This is a genomic window from Finegoldia sp. BIOML-A4, from assembly GCF_009679635.1.
Taxonomy (GTDB): domain Bacteria; phylum Bacillota; class Clostridia; order Tissierellales; family Peptoniphilaceae; genus Finegoldia; species Finegoldia magna.
The window spans coordinates 37,106-53,985 of sequence record NZ_WKZC01000001.1 but is presented as its reverse complement, the minus strand read 5'-3'; the positions used below and the strand labels follow the sequence as shown (position 1 = coordinate 53,985).

The following is a 16,880-nucleotide window of genomic DNA, read 5'->3' as shown; positions in this document are numbered from 1 at the left end:
TATTTAATTTTTTAACTGAGTTATCTAACTTGTAAATAGTGTAAACCAAAGAAAAAAGGTAAATGTACTTTAATTATATTTATTTGCATATTTCCCTCCATTCTTTTAAATAAACCCACTTATTATTCATTACTTGAATTTTTAAAACTAATTTTATCCATCCTATTTAATTCCCCAAACATCATTACTACACCAGCTATTATCATAATTAAATCTACAAGGGGTTCTGCAAACCATACTGCTTTAACTCCAAATATCATTGGTAAAATAATCATGGCAGGTACGAATAAAAATAACTGTCTTAGCATTACTATTATGCCGGCTTTTTTAGCGTTTCCTATTGATTGGAAGAATGTTATAGTCATTACCATTACTCCATATAGGATAAAGATAGAATAAAATAGTCTAAAGTTTCCTATTCCCTGAGTTATAATACTTTCTTCTACTCCAAATAAAGAAAGAATATTCTTTGAAAATGCTAATGCTGGTATCCAAAATATTGATGCAAGAACTAATCCTCCGATAGAAAATACTTTCATAGCTTCTTTTACTCTGTCGTATTTTTTCGCTCCAAAATTTGTACCAACTACAGGTTGTAAACCTTGACTCATTCCCCAAAGTGGAATGAATGAAAAGGCATATATTCTAAGTGTTGCTGCCATCAAGATAGCATTTGTATCTCCGCCATATTTAAATGACATTTTATATAGCATTGTTTGTTGAATCATAAATAAAATTTGCATCATCATAGCAGATGACCCTACGCCAAACATTTCTTTTTTTATTTCCTGATCAGGTTTGATTTTATTTATTTTTACTGCTTTACTTTTATATTTGAAGTAATGGAGTGTTATTATTGCTTGAACAAATTGTGCTGTAATAGTTGCAAGTGCAGCCCCTTCAATTGCATATTTTCCCATTAATTTCATTAGAATGGGATCAAGAATTATGTTTAAAAAAGCCCCTAGCCCCATAATGAGCATTGCTTTTTTCATTAACCCTTCTCCACGCATAACCATGTTTGCTGATTGAGTAAAGTTTACAAATAAAGAACCAATGAAAATTACTCGTAAATATCTGATACCATATTCTTTAATTTCTCCACTTGCTCCAACCATATCTAAAAAATGTGGTGCAAGTAAAATTCCGCCTATTGTAATAATTGATGAGAATAGAATAACCCAAAAGATCAAATTCCCCATAATTTTATCAACTGTTTTTTTGTCGCCCTTTCCTATAGCTCTTGATAAAACTGATGCTGAACCTACACCTATGAGTGTAGATACTCCACTATTAAAAAAGGTAAGTGGCATAGCTACACCACAAGCTGTCATTGCAGTTTGCCCTATAATATTTCCTGCAAAAATCCCATCCATTAGTGGATAAAGACCTATTACTATCATTCCTATTACAGCAGGGACAGATAATTGAAAAAGTAAATCTATAGGTCTTTTTGTTAATAATTGTTCTTTCATATCTTGTTTCATAAAATTACCTCCTTTTTTCATCCATATTTTTTAAGCAAATTTTAGGTTTGATTGAAGAATTCCCTAATTTTTTCCATATTCCTTTTATCTTTAACACCATGCCATTTGACTTTTCCATTCTCCATAAACATAAAATAATCACAACAGCATTCTACTAATTCCGGATCATGTGTAATAATAAAAATAGTTTTTCCGTCCTTTTTAAGCCTCATCATTTCATTAGAAACTTCTTTCATATTCCTAAAATCCAAACCACTTGTAGGCTCGTCCAAAATCAGTATTGTCCTATCGGAAGCGATAGCACTTGCAATTGCAACCCTTTGTTTTTGCCCTCCGGATAATGACATTGGATGGCAATCTATAAAATCCATTAAATTTAACTTTTTACATATCTCATCGATCTTTTCTTCTTTATTTTCATCGTTCTCTATACTCAAAAGAATTTCTTCTTTAACTGATTCGGTAAATAATTGATGATTAACATCCTGCATCACCATAAAACATTTTTTTAGCCTTTCTCTTGTAGCATAACTTTCTGTTTGTATATTTAAAGTTCCTTTTGCTTTTTCTTCAACTCCACATAAGCATTTTGAAAAAGTTGATTTTCCAGAACCATTATTTCCTAAAACAGCCACAATAGATTTTTGTGGTAATACAGCATCATTAATTTCAAAAAACGGCTCTTTTCCATAACTAAACATAAAATTCTTAATCTCTATTAGTTCCTTAGATTCTATATTTTTTATACGGCTATTGGTATCAATAGGGTGTATGCTCCTTAACCCCATATTATTTAAAATGCTGTTAGGTAATTTCTTGAACTCAACACAAGAAAATTCTTTGTTAATTTTTCCATCTTTCATATATATAAATCTATCTGCAATATCTATTAAATATTGTAGTCTATGCTCTGCAATAACCACAGTGGACTTTTTTTCTTTCCATTTTTTTATGATATCTTTTAACATTTTTATAGTTTGTATATCTAAATTAGAAGATGGCTCATCTAATACATAGATTTCAGGCTCCATAACAGCAGCAGAAGCACAAGCAATTTTTTGTTTTTCTCCTCCTGACATAGAAAACAAGCTCTTATCAAGCAAATCTTTTATATTTAATTCTTTTGTCACTTGACCAATTCTTTTACAAATTTCTTCTCTTGGAATTCCAAAGTTTTCACAGGTAAATGCAATTTCACTTGTGGAATCTACATTGAAAAATTGAGTTCTTGGATTCTGAAATACTGAACCTACATATCGACTTAATTCATCAATCGAATTTTTAGAAATTTTGTGGTTTCTAACTATAACTTCTCCAGTCAAAGTTCCTGTATAATATCCGGGAATTAGTCCATTTATCAATCTACTTATAGTAGTTTTTCCACAACCGGATTCACCACAAAATACAACCACCTCTCCATCATTGATTTTTAAATTAATATTATAAATTCCAGCATTCTTATTCCCACTATCATAAGTAAATGACACGTCTTTAAATTCAATCAATGCTATCCCCTCCTATATAAAAATAGTCCTGTAAAGGCAATTGAAAAGAGTAAAATTAGTAAATCATATATAGTAAACTTTACTTTTACTACAGTACTTCTCTTTTTCAAAGCTCCCAATCCTCTACTTATTGCTGCCGCCGACAATTCATCACCTATTTTTACAATAGAAACGATTAAAGGTATTGTTACATATTCCAAGTATAAGCTTGGATTTTTCCACGCCTTTTTATTTTTAAAGCTAATTCCTCTCATTTTCATAGCAGTCTTAATAGAATTGTGTTCTTCTTTCAAAGTTGGAATAAACCTGAATGCAACTGCTGTTGGAATAATAAATGCATTTGGAATTTTCCACTTTACCATGGCTGCTATAAACTCGCTCGTTTTTGTAGACATTACAACATAATATCCCAACATAAAAATTGGAAATAGTCTTAAAATTAAGGCATTCAACAATACTGAAATTGTATTTATGAGTGTAGGCAATGTGTACATATCTTTCGTAAAGTGTGCCATAATAGCCAAGGTAAATAGCCCTCCATAAATGAAAGCTATCTTAACTTGTTTATTAGATAATAATAATGCTATTGCCACAATGGCGGATATAAGGCTAACTAAAATATCCTTATATCCGACAGACATTATGGTTGTTATAAATATCATAAATAAAATTTTAGTACGAGGATCTAAGAAAAAGCCCTTTGGTTTATTCGGTTTATATACCTCATACTCTTCCATTAAATGATACCCGCTCTCTCGAAGTGTTTCTTAAGCATTTTCCTCCCTAAGTTTGCACCAATAACTGAGCCGATAAAAATAATTCCAAATGCAGCAATCCCCATCCAAGAAGGCATATATTTTGCGAGTGCAAGTGCATATTGTTCTCCCATTTGTTGCTTAACACCTTCCATATAGGTATCTGCCATTACCCACATTGGCATTTGACAACCTATCATTCCGCAAGAAAATAGCCAAAATCCAATAACATTCTTTTTAAAACTCTTAAAACCACCTGATTTCATAACCAGATCACTGATAATACCAAATGGGATATATCCTACCAATGCTAACCATGTATAGCCCATAAAATACCAAAACACACCGATAATAATTGACATAATCGTAACCATGCCAAATTTTTCTATTTTGGTTAAAAACAACATAAAGGGAATTCCTGTGACTATAGGAATGAGAAGATAGATAGCTGGGTATAAGATAGGAATTGCATTCATCATCCCTACTACAAAAAACAGAACTAAATAAATAGCTGTATAAATTCCTACATTGATTAGATCTTTAGCTGACAATCCTTTTTTCATTTTTTTAATCCTCCTTAAATTAAAATAATATAAATCTACATGAGCTATATTTGAATAATTCTCATATAAATCATTTTCACTTATGACAATTTCCAATTAACTGCCTTTTGTCGTGCCTCAACAAAATTTTTATAGATACCTTCTGCTTGAATTAGCTCTTCATGTGTGCCTTTTTGATTTATTTTTCCATTTGCTAAAACAAGTATTTGGTTTGCATTTTTTATTGTCTTTAGTCTGTGTGCTATCATTATTACTGTTTTATTTCTTGTGAGTTCCTCCATAGCAACCTGCAATTTATCCTCATTTTCAGGGTCTACATTTGCAGTAGCTTCATCGAAAATAATAATAGGTGCATTCTTTATCATTGCTCTTGCAATTGATATTCTTTGTCTTTCTCCACCAGATAAACTTGCACCTCCCTCTCCTATAACTGTTTCATATTGTTCAGGAAGCTTCATAATAAATTCATGACAACACGCTTTCTTTGCAGCTTCTATAACTTCCTCATGTGTAGCATCTGGCTTGGCAAACTTTATATTGTTCTCAATAGTGTCTTGAAATAAATAAACATTTTGAAAAACCATACTAATTTGTCTCATTAATGACTCCAATGAATATTCTTTAATATTATGTTTACCTATGCTGATTTCTCCTTTCTCTACATCCCAAAATCTCGCTATCAAATTGCAAAATGTAGTTTTTCCAGCTCCTGAAGGTCCAACTATAGCTGTCATTTGGTTTTGTGGTATCTTGACAGAAATATCATCAAGGATTTTTTTGCCTGAATATGAAAACTCTACATTATCAAAAGAAATATCGAAAGTAGTAGGCTTTATGTCTTTTCCATCAATATCCATCTGTGGAAATTCCTCTAACTTCTTTGTTTGCTCAATAGATCCACTAACAACTCTGAGAGAGGTTGTTGCACTTCCTGCCAATTTTATTTGAGAAAAAGCAAGAAAAGAAATTATAATCGTCATAACTGTATTTAAGAATGAAAGTTCTCCATTAATATAAAAGAAAATACCTGCACCTATTATCAAAATGCTAAACAAATCCAAAAGAATATTTTGCAAAATCGTATAAGGTGTAAACAGTTTTTCACAATCAAGATTTATTTTTCTACTATTTTCAATAGCACCTCTGACTTTTTCATCTCCTTTCCCTGTTAAATTGAAGGATTTTATAACAGACATTCCTCCAATTTGCTCTAAAATGGCATCAACTAATTTAGCAGATGCTTTTTGTCTTTTAGGAAGAACACTCCTTGATTTGCTTTCCATTTTTGAGAGAACAAATAAGTACAATAGGCATCCAATTGCAACAATAAAACCTATTCTCCACTCAAATGCTAAAATCATTATTGTAAATATTATCGTGTTTATAAAACCTGATAATGTATTTACCATAACCATTGCTGCGGTATTTTCTACATCTTCTAAAACAGTTGTAGAAATTCCAACCACTTCACCAATATTGTTTTCATTGAAAAATCCCATAGGTATTTTTTTTAACATTTCACCTATTGCTACTCTTTTATTTGCCACCATAAAATAACTTGCATGGCATTGCTGTAATTGTGAAAAATAATTTGTAACACTTCTTCCGATTATGCTAATAACAAGAAGTATTAATGCGATCCACGCAGGCATCATGCTCATGTCTTTTTGGACAATTGCTTTCACTATAAAATAAATAGCACTGATTTGAAGCATATGAAAAATCGCAAACAAAAAACTTACCCATATAGAGTGATATACATTTTTCTTTTCATCACCTGAGAAATCTAAAATCTTTTTTAAAGCACTTAACATTTCATCCCACCATCCTTTGTTCCTATATGAGCGTTCCACATATTTCGGTATAATTCACAACCTTTTAATAATTCATCATGCTTACCGTATGAAACAAGTTTTCCATTCTCAATTAAGAATATTTGTTCTGCATCTGTTATAGTTGATAATCTATGAGCAATAATAATCACCGTTTTATCTTTTATAAGCTTTGATAAAGCTTGCTTTATAATCACTTCATTTTCAGGATCTATATATGAAGTAGCTTCATCAAGTATTACAATAGGTGCATTTTTGAGCATTGCTCTTGCTATAGATATTCTTTGCCTTTCTCCACCAGAAACATGGCTACCACTACTTCCGACAACCGTATCGTAACCATGTTCCATTTTCATAATAAAATCATGACAACCCGATTTCTTAGCAATGTCTTCTACTTCTTTATCACTGGCACTTGGATTACCCATTCGGATATTTTCCCTAATACTTTCGTTGAACAAAAAATTATCCTGCGAAACAAAGGCAGTTAAACTATATAATTGCTTTAATGGAATTTCATTAAGATTGTATCCACCAATATTTATATTTCCTTCCGTAATATCCCAATATCCAGCTATTAATTTTGCTAAAGTTGACTTGCCACTTCCACTTGGTCCAACAAAAGCCACTGTTGTCCCTTCTTTTATGTTTAGGGATATTCCATGAAGAATTTCTTTTTCTTCTTCATATCCAAACTTTACATTTTGTAAATCAATATTATATTGCTGGATAGTTACTTCTCTATCAGAATGCTTTTGTTCTTTTCCTTCTAAAATTAAGTTAATAGAATTAGCAATAGTTCCTATCTTAGCAAGACCATCAACAAAATTGATTGTTTCAAGTAAAGGTCCTGCAATACCTAAAGATAGAATAATTACAGATATAAATACTTCTGCACTTAAACTGCCGCTAATGTAAAAATACCAACCAAATGGAAGCACTGTTATCATTGTAGTAGGAGATATATTTTTAGATAAAGATACAGGTAACTGACAGCTCTTCATCCATTCATAAAAGTATCTTGCATTTGCAATGACTTTATCTTTGTACTTTGCGTACGATCTCTTGTCTTGATTAAATGTTTTTATCACTTCTATTCCATTGACATACTCAATAATTGCAGAATTCATTTCTCGATTTACCTTTACAGATCCTTCATATTGAACAGCATAATTTTTCATTACGAGTCCCATAAAAAGCATTCCCACAGGAATGGATACTAATGATAAAAGAGCCATTCTCCAATCAAGAAATAATAAGTAAATAAATATACTCAAAGAACCTAAGAGATTCGATGTCATTTCAGGCAACAGGTGAGCGAGCGGTTTCTCCATACTTTCAACCTGATCCACTATAATCTGCTTAAAGTTTCCGCTTGGAACAGAGATTATTTCTCCTAATGGCATCTTTGGAAGTTTTTCAAGCATTCTTAAACGAACATCTTTCAGTACACTAAAAGTTGCTTTATGGGATACAGATAAAGCCATAGAGTATAAAAATGATTTTAAGATGTAGGATAACAATCCTATTCCTAACCATAAGGAATAAATTTTAAAATCCTCATTTCCCTTTAACAATTCAACTAAAATACGACTTGCTGCAATATATGGAATAATCCCTGCAATAACACCGATACTCGCTATAAATACAGATGTTTTTAACTTTGAATGTTCCTTTTTTGCAAGCTCCCACAATATAGCAGCAGGACTTTTTTGTTTCATAATCAACACCTCCAAATAAAATAACATTATTAGCTAACTTAGTTATCATTTATGCAAAAAACTAACCCTTAAAATCCTTGCAATTTTTTCCACCCTTCACGAAAAAATCTCGCAACAATTTCTGAGTTTTGTTTAACCTCTTCAATATTGTCAGAATGCATAATAATTTCACACAATGCATTAATATATGCATGATTAAGTAAGTGCATTGATTTTTCAGATATATTAATGTATTTATAATTATTTTTTAAAACTATTTTTGAGATTTTATTTCTATTTAAATCTTCCATTTTTACTAATTTTTCAATGAAATTATCATATTTTGTTCCATACGCTTTATACACTAAAAGTTCAAATATATCTTTTTTTCTAAATATATATATTGCGGTTTCAATTGATCCATCAATATTAATTTCAGCTAAATCTTTAATGTGTTTCTCATCAATACTTCTAAATGATTCTTCTTCAAATTTTGTATATAAATCTAAAATCTCTTTAGCGAGTGGTTCAACTAATGCAACAAATAGAGCTTCCTTATCCTCAAAATGTCTATAAAAAGCCCCTGTAGTAACACCGGCATCTTTACATATCTTTCTTAAATTAGCTCGTTCATATCCATCATTTAAAAAATTAATTTTCCCACTTTTCAAAATGTTTTCGTGTGTAACATCAAATCCTTTCAGATTTTTCATGTTATTCACCTCTTCCTATATGCAGATAACTTTGTTATCTAAAATTTTACTATATATTCCATTTTAAGTCAAGAGAATTTAGAAGAGACATGATTTTTATGAATTTACAACATCCATATTCATGAACGATTATTTTGTAAGAATAAATGTATGTCTTCGGCAACTTTTTCCCAATGTGGATCAAGCATACAATCATGACATAATTCATTATAAATCTTCAAAGTTGCACCATAATAATTCATACTATCAATCAGAGACTTTACAGGTATGCATCTATCATTTTTTGAGCCAATTATAAAAGTTGGTACAAATTTGCAAAAAAATTTAATAGAAGAATATGTTAATGTCAACAATCTTATATTTTTAGCTTCTTCTTTCATTTTAGCTACATATTCTTCAGCTTTATCTACTCTTCCAGAAAAGAAAAGTTCTTCCTTCGTTTTTCCGTAATAATTAAAAGAAATTTTTATAGCATTCAATAACCTATTACTAATTGGATAAGGTGAAAGTAATACTATTGCATTTACATTATTAATATTTTTATCATCTTGTAAATATTCATTTAAGATTAAATTGCCCATTGAATGAGAAACTATCGCTAATTTACTATTACTTTCTCTTTTTATCTTTCTTATAATTTCTTCTAACATTAAAACAGAGTTCCTAACATTTCTCGCATTTTTAGACAGAACGTGGATATTAACACTATAGCCTTTCTTTATAAAATATTTAGTAAAATTTTCATCCCAACACCATTCAGCATGTGATGCTCCACATATAAAAACAATATTATATTTTTGTGTTACCATATTTTCACCTCACTTTATCTTTAATTATTAATAACTTTTGCCCAAATATATTCAAATTGAAATTTTCTCTAGGGAAAATACTAATATCAAAATCCCCACATCGATTAATAAGTTCTATCCAATCATTTAATTCTAAAAAAGTGCTATTTTTAATCTTTCGTATATCATCAGGTTCTTCCATCATAAATACTTGTGATATTAGCATCTCAATTGGATTACCTATTGGTTCTGTAATCAACATTACTCCATCTGGTCTTATCTTTTTTAAAAATGCCTTCATTACTTTCTCAAGATTACTAGAATTATTTAAAACCCCTGCTGCAACAATAATATCTACCTTATCTAAAGATTCTATCTCTTCTAAATTATCAATATTAAGCCTTAAATACTTAATTGCTGAATTATTTTTAAACTTCTCTTTTCCAATATCTAAAAAGAACTTCGAAATATCAGTATATAAATAATTTATTTTTTGTATCAAACTATATTCATTTAATTTTGTAATTATACTATCTGTTGACGCACCTATACCAGCGCCAACCTCAAGTATGGTTATTTTCCTAAGCTTGCTTTCAAAGTGTCGGTTTACATAATCAGCGACCTGAATTCCGATTATTTCGTTTAAAAATCTGTATATTAAATTATTTTTATACAGAGCTGTAGCATATTTTATATCAGCTTCCGGGAATAATATAGCATTACAATCAATTTCCCCATAAAACAACTCTTTCAAATTTTTTATATTTTCTCTGATATAATCTATCGAAGAGGGATCACCTAATTTCCAATCCCATAATTCACGCAACTCACAAAAAAGTTGTTCTGTATTGATTTGTAAATTCTTAGTCAAATAAAAACTTCCTTCATTATTTTCTATAAATCCATGCAAAACAAGCATTTTTAACCATCTCTTTACTATCTTACTATTTTTGCTATGGAAGCAGTTTTTAATGATCTTTTCCTCAGAATATTTTATATTTTGATCGTTAAAAGCACCGTTGTCTTTAAAGAATTTAAATATTTCTCCTAATATATAAGTATCCAACGTTTCTTTATACTTTAATAAATATTCTTTCGAGATATATGAATAATTCCTCTCTATATTAGCAATTTCTTTACTCATATTTATTGTAACTGAATTATTATAATTAAATCCATCTCCTTGTTTCAAAGTTTGAAACCAATTATTTTTTCTTTTATATTCTCCTATTCCTGTCATTTTATCACATGATAATACTTTATTTATATCTTGAATAAAAGATAAATCGTTTAATGCTTCTTGAATATGAGAGCGATAATTAATTTCATTTATATCTATGCCCTCCTCAATAACTGTACTTAAATTCAACTTATAATTGTTCTTCAATGTTTGATTAAAACCGCTAATATTTCCTGCTGTTTTTTTTATTATATTATAACCATATAATATATTTTTCTGAATAAAGTTAATTGTTATGCAACAATTTTTTGTGAAAATTTTTAACTCATCATTGTACGCAGTAAATTGATATTCTTCATTAAGATTAGGTCTATATATTCTTATGCAAAACGGAACACTTGCAATATATCCTGAAAATGATTTTATCATTGAATTACCATGATTATTTGTTATATTTACTTTTTGATTTGTCTTCAATCCTTCTTTCAGTATTTTAAAAATATAATATATCAAAAACTTTGAAAATAACCCATCAATATATAAAATATTGTTCTTACTAAATTCTTCATATATCGTATTTGTACACTGTTTAAAAAAAATATCATTTTCACTTGGTATTTCTGGAATATAATAAACTTTTTTATTATTTGCAATTTTTACACAATCTTTTATTTGATCTACATCCAATGGCATCTGATCAACTATAGAAATTCCGGCTTCTAACAATTCCATTCTTAAATATGGATTGTTAGAAGCTATCAAGGATTTTTGAGGAATATACGCCCATTTAATATCTGATGGTAACTGCGAAACAAATTTGTATAGTTTTAGATTTTTAAAATAAGCATTTTTCTCAGCTAACTCATCTTCAGAATCTAATATACATAATTTAGTTTTTGCTTGCAAATAATGTAAATTTTCTGGATTACCACATATCAAAAGATTTGACACCTTCATTTACATCTCCTTTAGACGTTTATTTTTTTATTAACATCGCCAATTGTTTAGCATTATTTTTATTTTGTACACAACTGTAGTGATTTCCATCAATATAGAATTTGTTTATATCGCCTATAATTGAATCTTTCCATTTATCAACTAAATGCTCAATATATTTATATGCTCCTTTGTTATCTTTAGCAATATAATAATCAAGATCCCCAAAGAAAAGATCGGGATTATATTTTTGAGCTTCTACTGAATGTCTAAATATTTTATATAGTTCAAACAAAGAGTACATAGATAACGCCTGTTTCTGCTTTTTATTAATAAGACTATGATACTTAATAAATCTATCACTCTGTATCATATTGTTTAATTCTATAATAAGATTTTTATCTTCTTCATTATTTAAATGATCTAAAATATTTGATATCGTTAGTATGTTTTTATTAGTATCAATTGAAGTATAAATATCATCAAATATATCAATTTGTCTAATTCCTAAATCTTCTAAGTTTATACCAAACGCATATATGAATATTAATTCAAGTGGTAATTCATCAAAACTATTCTCTGGAATTGTTCCGCCTTCAATTATAGATAAATTAACAACATTGATTCCCATTTCTAAAAGTCTTCTTGCCATTTCTATTGCTACGACTCCACTAAAACTATATCCTATTAGCTGCACTTCTTTGACATCAAATCCAACTATCTTTTTACAATACATATCCGCTAACATAGGCACCAGGTTTTTCTTATCAAGTTCTAAATATTTTTTTATATTTGAAACTCCCAATATCAAAACATCTCCTGCATTTTGTTGGCATAATTCTGTAGCTAAATCCTTGAAATTTTCCCAACTTCCAAAAGCGCCGTGTACAAGTACCCTTAACCTTGAGGTCTCCAAATTGTTTGAACCTTTAAAAATTTTTGTATATACCATTTCTTCATCACTATAATCTTTTTCTACATCCTTGTCATCACTTTTTTCCAGAAACGCAGAAATTTCAGATACAAAAGGAAAATTAATTATTTCTCTCAATAATTCTTCAAAAGAAATTTCCTTATTTAGCTTATTTTTCACTTCGGTTGCTATTTTTGCAATAATAAGTGAATCTGCACCAAAGTCATAAAAATTTGATTCCAGTGTTAAATCTTCAGTTTCCAACAAATTTTTGCAAATTTTAAGAATTTTTTCTTCAGTTTCAGATGTCGCTTCATTGTTAGCTGTATAAACTTTTTCTTCATTATTCTCAGCATTAATTATATCAAAATTCTTTTCCTGATCAATTTTGCCATTACTATTCAACATTATAGATTCTACATAGTAAACTTTAGATGGAATCATATAATTTGGCAAATATCCCTTAATACTCTCGTTTATTTTTTCCCTATCTATTTCCATAAACTTCGTTTTAAACTTTTTAATAAAAAGAGTTGCCCCAAAAATCCCTAAAGATTTATTCTCATATGGAAATTTATAAACTTTATTGCTATCATCAACCTTAAGCAATATATTTTCCCATGTTTTTGTGTCTATAAATACAGTTTCTTCTCTTATGCTATCAATTGCTTCTTCCATCATTAATGCTTGCGATACCAATAGCCAAGGTTCGTTTTTTATAGCTTCTGAGAATAACAAATATCCTTTAGGTGCCATCAATGTCTTAATGTAAGACATGCTTTTAGCAATATCTTTAACATTTTCCAATACATATGCTCCTATAATAATATCAAAATAATTTGGTTGTAGGCCATTTTTAATTGGATCTTCATTTATATCTAGTTGGTAAACTAATATATTCTTATTATTTTTAAAATTTTCTTTAGCCTGTGGTAAAAAATATTTTTGCAAATCTGTAAAATGATATTCATAGTCATGACCATCAAGTATTTTTAATAGTTTTTTTGTTGTTGCACCAGTACCTGCACCAATTTCTAAAACTCTTATCTTTTTCTTTTTATTGTACTTTAAATAATTTTCTAAAAACTGGCAATAATAGTCATTAATCAAGGCTGAAAATATACTTTTTTCATAAAGAGATTCTGTATATTTCTTTGACCCATTAGGATAAAGAATTCCTCTTGGATCAATCTTGTTTGTTAAAATGTTTTTTAAATTATCTATATTTTCCTTAATATAATACATTATATTAATATCTCCGAATGCATTATCCCACATTAAAATACAATTATTCCATAACTTATCTAATAATTCTTTCTTTATTATTTTAGGAATTACAATTGATTCTCCCTTTGAATAAATAACATTATTTATTTTAAGCTGAGTTATCCACTTATTTATAATTTTATGATATTTTAAATCTATATCAGTTGAATTTTTTTCATAATTATATAAATTTAAACCAATATTTTTTAATACCCCTAAATCTATCAAAGTATTTAACATCGAATTAAGGCAAACTATATCCCTTTGTTTGCAAATATATTGATAACAATCATAGTCTATATTTTTTTGAATATTTTCTTCTATTGCCTCAAACCCATCAAAATATTTATCGTATTGTTCGTCAACCTCACTAATATCAACCCCTATTTTGGCAATAACTTCAATCGGTTTATCCTCCTTATTATAGTTGACTCTAACAATTAAATCATCAATTCCTTCCTGTTTCATTAAGGTGTTTTTTATCTCTCCAAGTTCTATTCTATTGCCTCTTATTTTTACCTGAGTATCTTCCGTACCTAAAAATTCTATTTCTCCACTTGATAAATAGCGACCCAAATCTCCAGTAGAATAAAGTCTGACCTGCTTTAGAGGATGAATAAAGAACTTTTCTTCTGTTAACTTTTTATCTCCTAAATACCCTTCCGCCAAGCCTCTACCAGATATATATAAATTACCTTCGCAATAAACTGGACAATCTTCAAAATTTTTATCTAATACATAAATTTGTTGATTAGTGAGCGGTTTCCCATACGGAATGCTTTTCCATCCCTTTTTAATACCTTTATATTCATGATAGTTAGACCATATAGAGGCTTCTGTAGCACCTCCCAATACTATTATTTTAGATTCTACAAAAGTTTTTTGCACCGCATTAGGCATATTTAAAGGGATCCAATCTCTTGATAGCAATATTAGTTTAATAAAATTTTGTTTTTTTGATAAATTTTCTAAATAATTTAAATATAGTTTCATTAATTCTGGTACCATATTTAATATAGACACAGAATTTTCTTCAATCAATTTATCCCAATGAGCAGGATTTAAATACTCACTTTCATCAGGATATACAATAGTTCCTCCAACTGATAACATTCCAAAAATATCATAAACAGATAAGTCGAAATCTAATTTTGATATTCTTAATAAGCAATCTCTCTCAGATATTTCGAATTTTTGATTTATATCATATATAGTATTAAATACTGCGCCATGATTTATTACAGCACCTTTTGGATTTTCAGTAGTCTCTGACGTAAACATGATATAAGCTGCATCATTCGAATCAACATGTTCTATATTAAACATATTTATCAAATCTAACCTATAATTTACATCATCAATGTTCACAAAATTTCTTTGTCTGCTATCATAACAACTGCCATTTGTCAAAATAACTTTACAATTACATTGTTTTAAAATATTCTCTAATCTTTTTTCTTCTATATTAAAATCTACCGGAACATATATAGCTCCTACCATAAGTATTCCAAGAATAGTATAAACTTGACTTTTATTATGTGGTAGTTTTACAATTATATGCTCACCTTTTTTTACATTTTTTTCTTTCAATGCTAAAGCTATAGATACAGACTTATTATATAATTCTTTATAAGAAATTGAGCCTCTGGAGTCTATAATAGCCGCCTTATCTGGATAAGATTTTACTTTTTCTATAAAATCTTCTAATAATGTCTTATTCTTAATTTTTTTATTTGTAGCATTAACTTTTTCTCTAATTTCACGTTGCCACTTAGGTAGATCAATTTCAAGACGTTTCTCCCAAAATTCTTCATTGTTCGATAAATTTATTAAAATCTTCTTAAACTCACTAAACATATCCTCCAACATATCATCTTCAAATATTCCTTCACGAACATCCCAATTAATCTGTAAACCTAATTCAGTATCCATAGCTTGACAATCAATAAATACTTGCGGTGTTTGAGATATTCCATACACATATCTTCCTATCAACCTCTTTTTAATTAACCCTATTGCACTTGTAAATACATACGGCGCTAAAAATTCTTTGGAGTTATGCAGTTTAGCAATATCTCTTAATATATTAACTCCAGGATATGCACTATTATCTATTGAGCTGAATAATTCTTTATTAACTTCTCTTGCTAACTCTGAAAAAGATTCTTTTATGTTTTTTATCGAAATTACCGATGTATTTGTAAAATCGCCTACTAAAGATTCTATATTTTCCCCTAAATTTTTCTTGTTAAATAAAGTTAAATTTATAAGAAATTCTTTTTCTGTACTCCATTTTTTTAGTACTTCACTATATACAGTCAATACTGATGCTGTCGGTGTTAAAGCATGGTTTTGAGCTAAAATTTTAAATTTATCCCACATATCCTTATCTAATGTTAAAGACAATCTTTTAAACTTACAAACGTCCGTTTCTTTTAGCGTTTTTAAAGGTATTACTGGAGATGTCTTTAATTTTCTAGTCTTTTGACTCCAATATGCTTTCGCATTCTTGTATTCCGAGTTTTCTTTTGTCTTTTCTTCACTTATTATATAATTCCTAAATGATATCTTAGATTGTCTATCATTCTCTATTCCTTTAAAATACTTCATCTCAAACTCTAATAAAAGTTGCCATATACTTGACCAATCACATATCATAAAATCCATCGAAAAGTGTAAAATTGATTTTTCTCCATAATTTGATACTCCAATATCAAACATTGGCCATTTTTCTAATTGATAAACTTTATCCTCTAACTGTTCTCTAATAGATATCCTATCTCCAGTAACAACCTCATATTCTGGAACTTTTTGTAGTATTTTTTGATATCCTTCTTTAAATATAACTGCCCTCAGCATTTCATGTTTATTTATCAAGTAATTCCATGTATCTTGTACTTTTGAAACGTCTAAATTATCATATAAAAATTCTTGATAAATGTGACAAGATACATTTCCATATGAATGTAAGTCATCTCTTCCATAAAGATATGATGTCTGAACTGGAGATAATGGAAATGGTGCGTAATCATCTTTAACATCATATTTATTCTCAAGTTTTTTAATGTATTCTTTAAGTCCCTCTTTATTTAATTTTAATTCCATTAAAATATCTTCATCTAACTGACCATTTATGGATTTATATTTTAACTTTTCACCATCAACATACAACTCAATACCTTGCTTAGAATATTTTTCAATTATTTCTTTATAACCGTTCTCCATTATTTACCTCCTTATTA

Annotated in this window: 10 protein-coding genes; all 10 read right to left on the bottom strand. The window is 28.9% G+C overall.

Annotated elements, in window-relative coordinates; genetic code table 11:
* Positions 1 to 122: 122 nt before the first annotated feature.
* The 10 genes from GKG01_RS00155 to GKG01_RS00110 all read right to left on the bottom strand — a co-directional run bounded on the left by GKG01_RS00155 (position 123) and on the right by GKG01_RS00110 (position 16,863).
* Positions 123 to 1,487 carry an MATE family efflux transporter gene (locus GKG01_RS00155; protein ID WP_154272208.1) on the bottom strand — a complete coding sequence of 455 codons (1,365 nt, stop codon included), beginning with the start codon at positions 1,485 to 1,487 and terminating at the stop codon, positions 123 to 125.
* 41 nt (positions 1,488 to 1,528) lie between these two features.
* Positions 1,529 to 2,992, bottom strand: coding sequence for an ABC transporter ATP-binding protein (locus GKG01_RS00150; RefSeq protein WP_094205831.1), 1,464 nt, complete (start codon positions 2,990 to 2,992; stop codon positions 1,529 to 1,531).
* A gap of 2 nt (positions 2,993 to 2,994) precedes the next feature.
* A complete protein-coding gene (locus GKG01_RS00145; protein ID WP_094205832.1) occupies positions 2,995 to 3,729 on the bottom strand; it encodes an energy-coupling factor transporter transmembrane component T in 735 nt (244 codons plus the stop codon).
* Positions 3,729 to 4,310, bottom strand: a complete 582-nt coding sequence (locus GKG01_RS00140) for an MptD family putative ECF transporter S component (RefSeq protein ID WP_010815644.1) — start codon at positions 4,308 to 4,310, stop codon at positions 3,729 to 3,731. The genes GKG01_RS00145 and GKG01_RS00140 overlap by 1 nt, the downstream gene beginning before the upstream one ends.
* Positions 4,311 to 4,390: 80 nt before the next feature.
* Positions 4,391 to 6,124, bottom strand: a complete 1,734-nt coding sequence (locus GKG01_RS00135; RefSeq protein ID WP_094205833.1) for an ABC transporter ATP-binding protein — start codon at positions 6,122 to 6,124, stop codon at positions 4,391 to 4,393.
* Entirely contained in the window at positions 6,118 to 7,863 is a 1,746-nt protein-coding gene (locus GKG01_RS00130) for an ABC transporter ATP-binding protein (protein WP_154274617.1), read from the bottom strand. The genes GKG01_RS00135 and GKG01_RS00130 overlap by 7 nt, the downstream gene beginning before the upstream one ends.
* Before the next feature lie 68 nt (positions 7,864 to 7,931).
* Positions 7,932 to 8,555: a TetR/AcrR family transcriptional regulator gene (locus GKG01_RS00125; RefSeq protein ID WP_154254019.1), complete on the bottom strand. Its 624-nt coding sequence runs from the start codon at positions 8,553 to 8,555 to the stop codon at positions 7,932 to 7,934.
* Positions 8,556 to 8,674: 119 nt separating this feature from the next.
* The gene (locus tag GKG01_RS00120; RefSeq protein WP_004838464.1) at positions 8,675 to 9,364 is read right to left on the bottom strand and encodes an alpha/beta hydrolase; all 690 of its coding nucleotides are present in this window, start codon (positions 9,362 to 9,364) and stop codon (positions 8,675 to 8,677) included.
* 4 nt (positions 9,365 to 9,368) lie between these two features.
* Complete coding sequence (locus GKG01_RS00115) at positions 9,369 to 11,480, bottom strand: class I SAM-dependent methyltransferase (protein ID WP_154272013.1); 2,112 nt, start codon at positions 11,478 to 11,480, stop codon at positions 9,369 to 9,371.
* Positions 11,481 to 11,499: 19 nt separating this feature from the next.
* Positions 11,500 to 16,863: a non-ribosomal peptide synthetase gene (locus GKG01_RS00110; protein ID WP_154254021.1), complete on the bottom strand. Its 5,364-nt coding sequence runs from the start codon at positions 16,861 to 16,863 to the stop codon at positions 11,500 to 11,502.
* Positions 16,864 to 16,880 lie beyond the last annotated feature (17 nt).

Excerpts from the sequence above, each read along its gene's own strand:
- GKG01_RS00155 (WP_154272208.1), bottom strand. The coding sequence starts at position 1,487 with ATGAAACAAGATATGAAAGAACAATTATTAACAAAAAGACCTATAGAT.
- GKG01_RS00145 (WP_094205832.1), bottom strand. The coding sequence starts at position 3,729 with ATGGAAGAGTATGAGGTATATAAACCGAATAAACCAAAGGGCTTTTTC.
- GKG01_RS00140 (WP_010815644.1), bottom strand. The coding sequence starts at position 4,310 with ATGAAAAAAGGATTGTCAGCTAAAGATCTAATCAATGTAGGAATTTAT.
- GKG01_RS00135 (WP_094205833.1), bottom strand. The coding sequence starts at position 6,124 with ATGTTAAGTGCTTTAAAAAAGATTTTAGATTTCTCAGGTGATGAAAAG.
- GKG01_RS00130 (WP_154274617.1), bottom strand. The coding sequence starts at position 7,863 with ATGAAACAAAAAAGTCCTGCTGCTATATTGTGGGAGCTTGCAAAAAAG.
- GKG01_RS00125 (WP_154254019.1), bottom strand. The coding sequence starts at position 8,555 with ATGAAAAATCTGAAAGGATTTGATGTTACACACGAAAACATTTTGAAA.
- GKG01_RS00120 (WP_004838464.1), bottom strand. The coding sequence starts at position 9,364 with ATGGTAACACAAAAATATAATATTGTTTTTATATGTGGAGCATCACAT.
- GKG01_RS00115 (WP_154272013.1), bottom strand. The coding sequence starts at position 11,480 with ATGAAGGTGTCAAATCTTTTGATATGTGGTAATCCAGAAAATTTACAT.
- GKG01_RS00110 (WP_154254021.1), bottom strand. The coding sequence starts at position 16,863 with ATGGAGAACGGTTATAAAGAAATAATTGAAAAATATTCTAAGCAAGGT.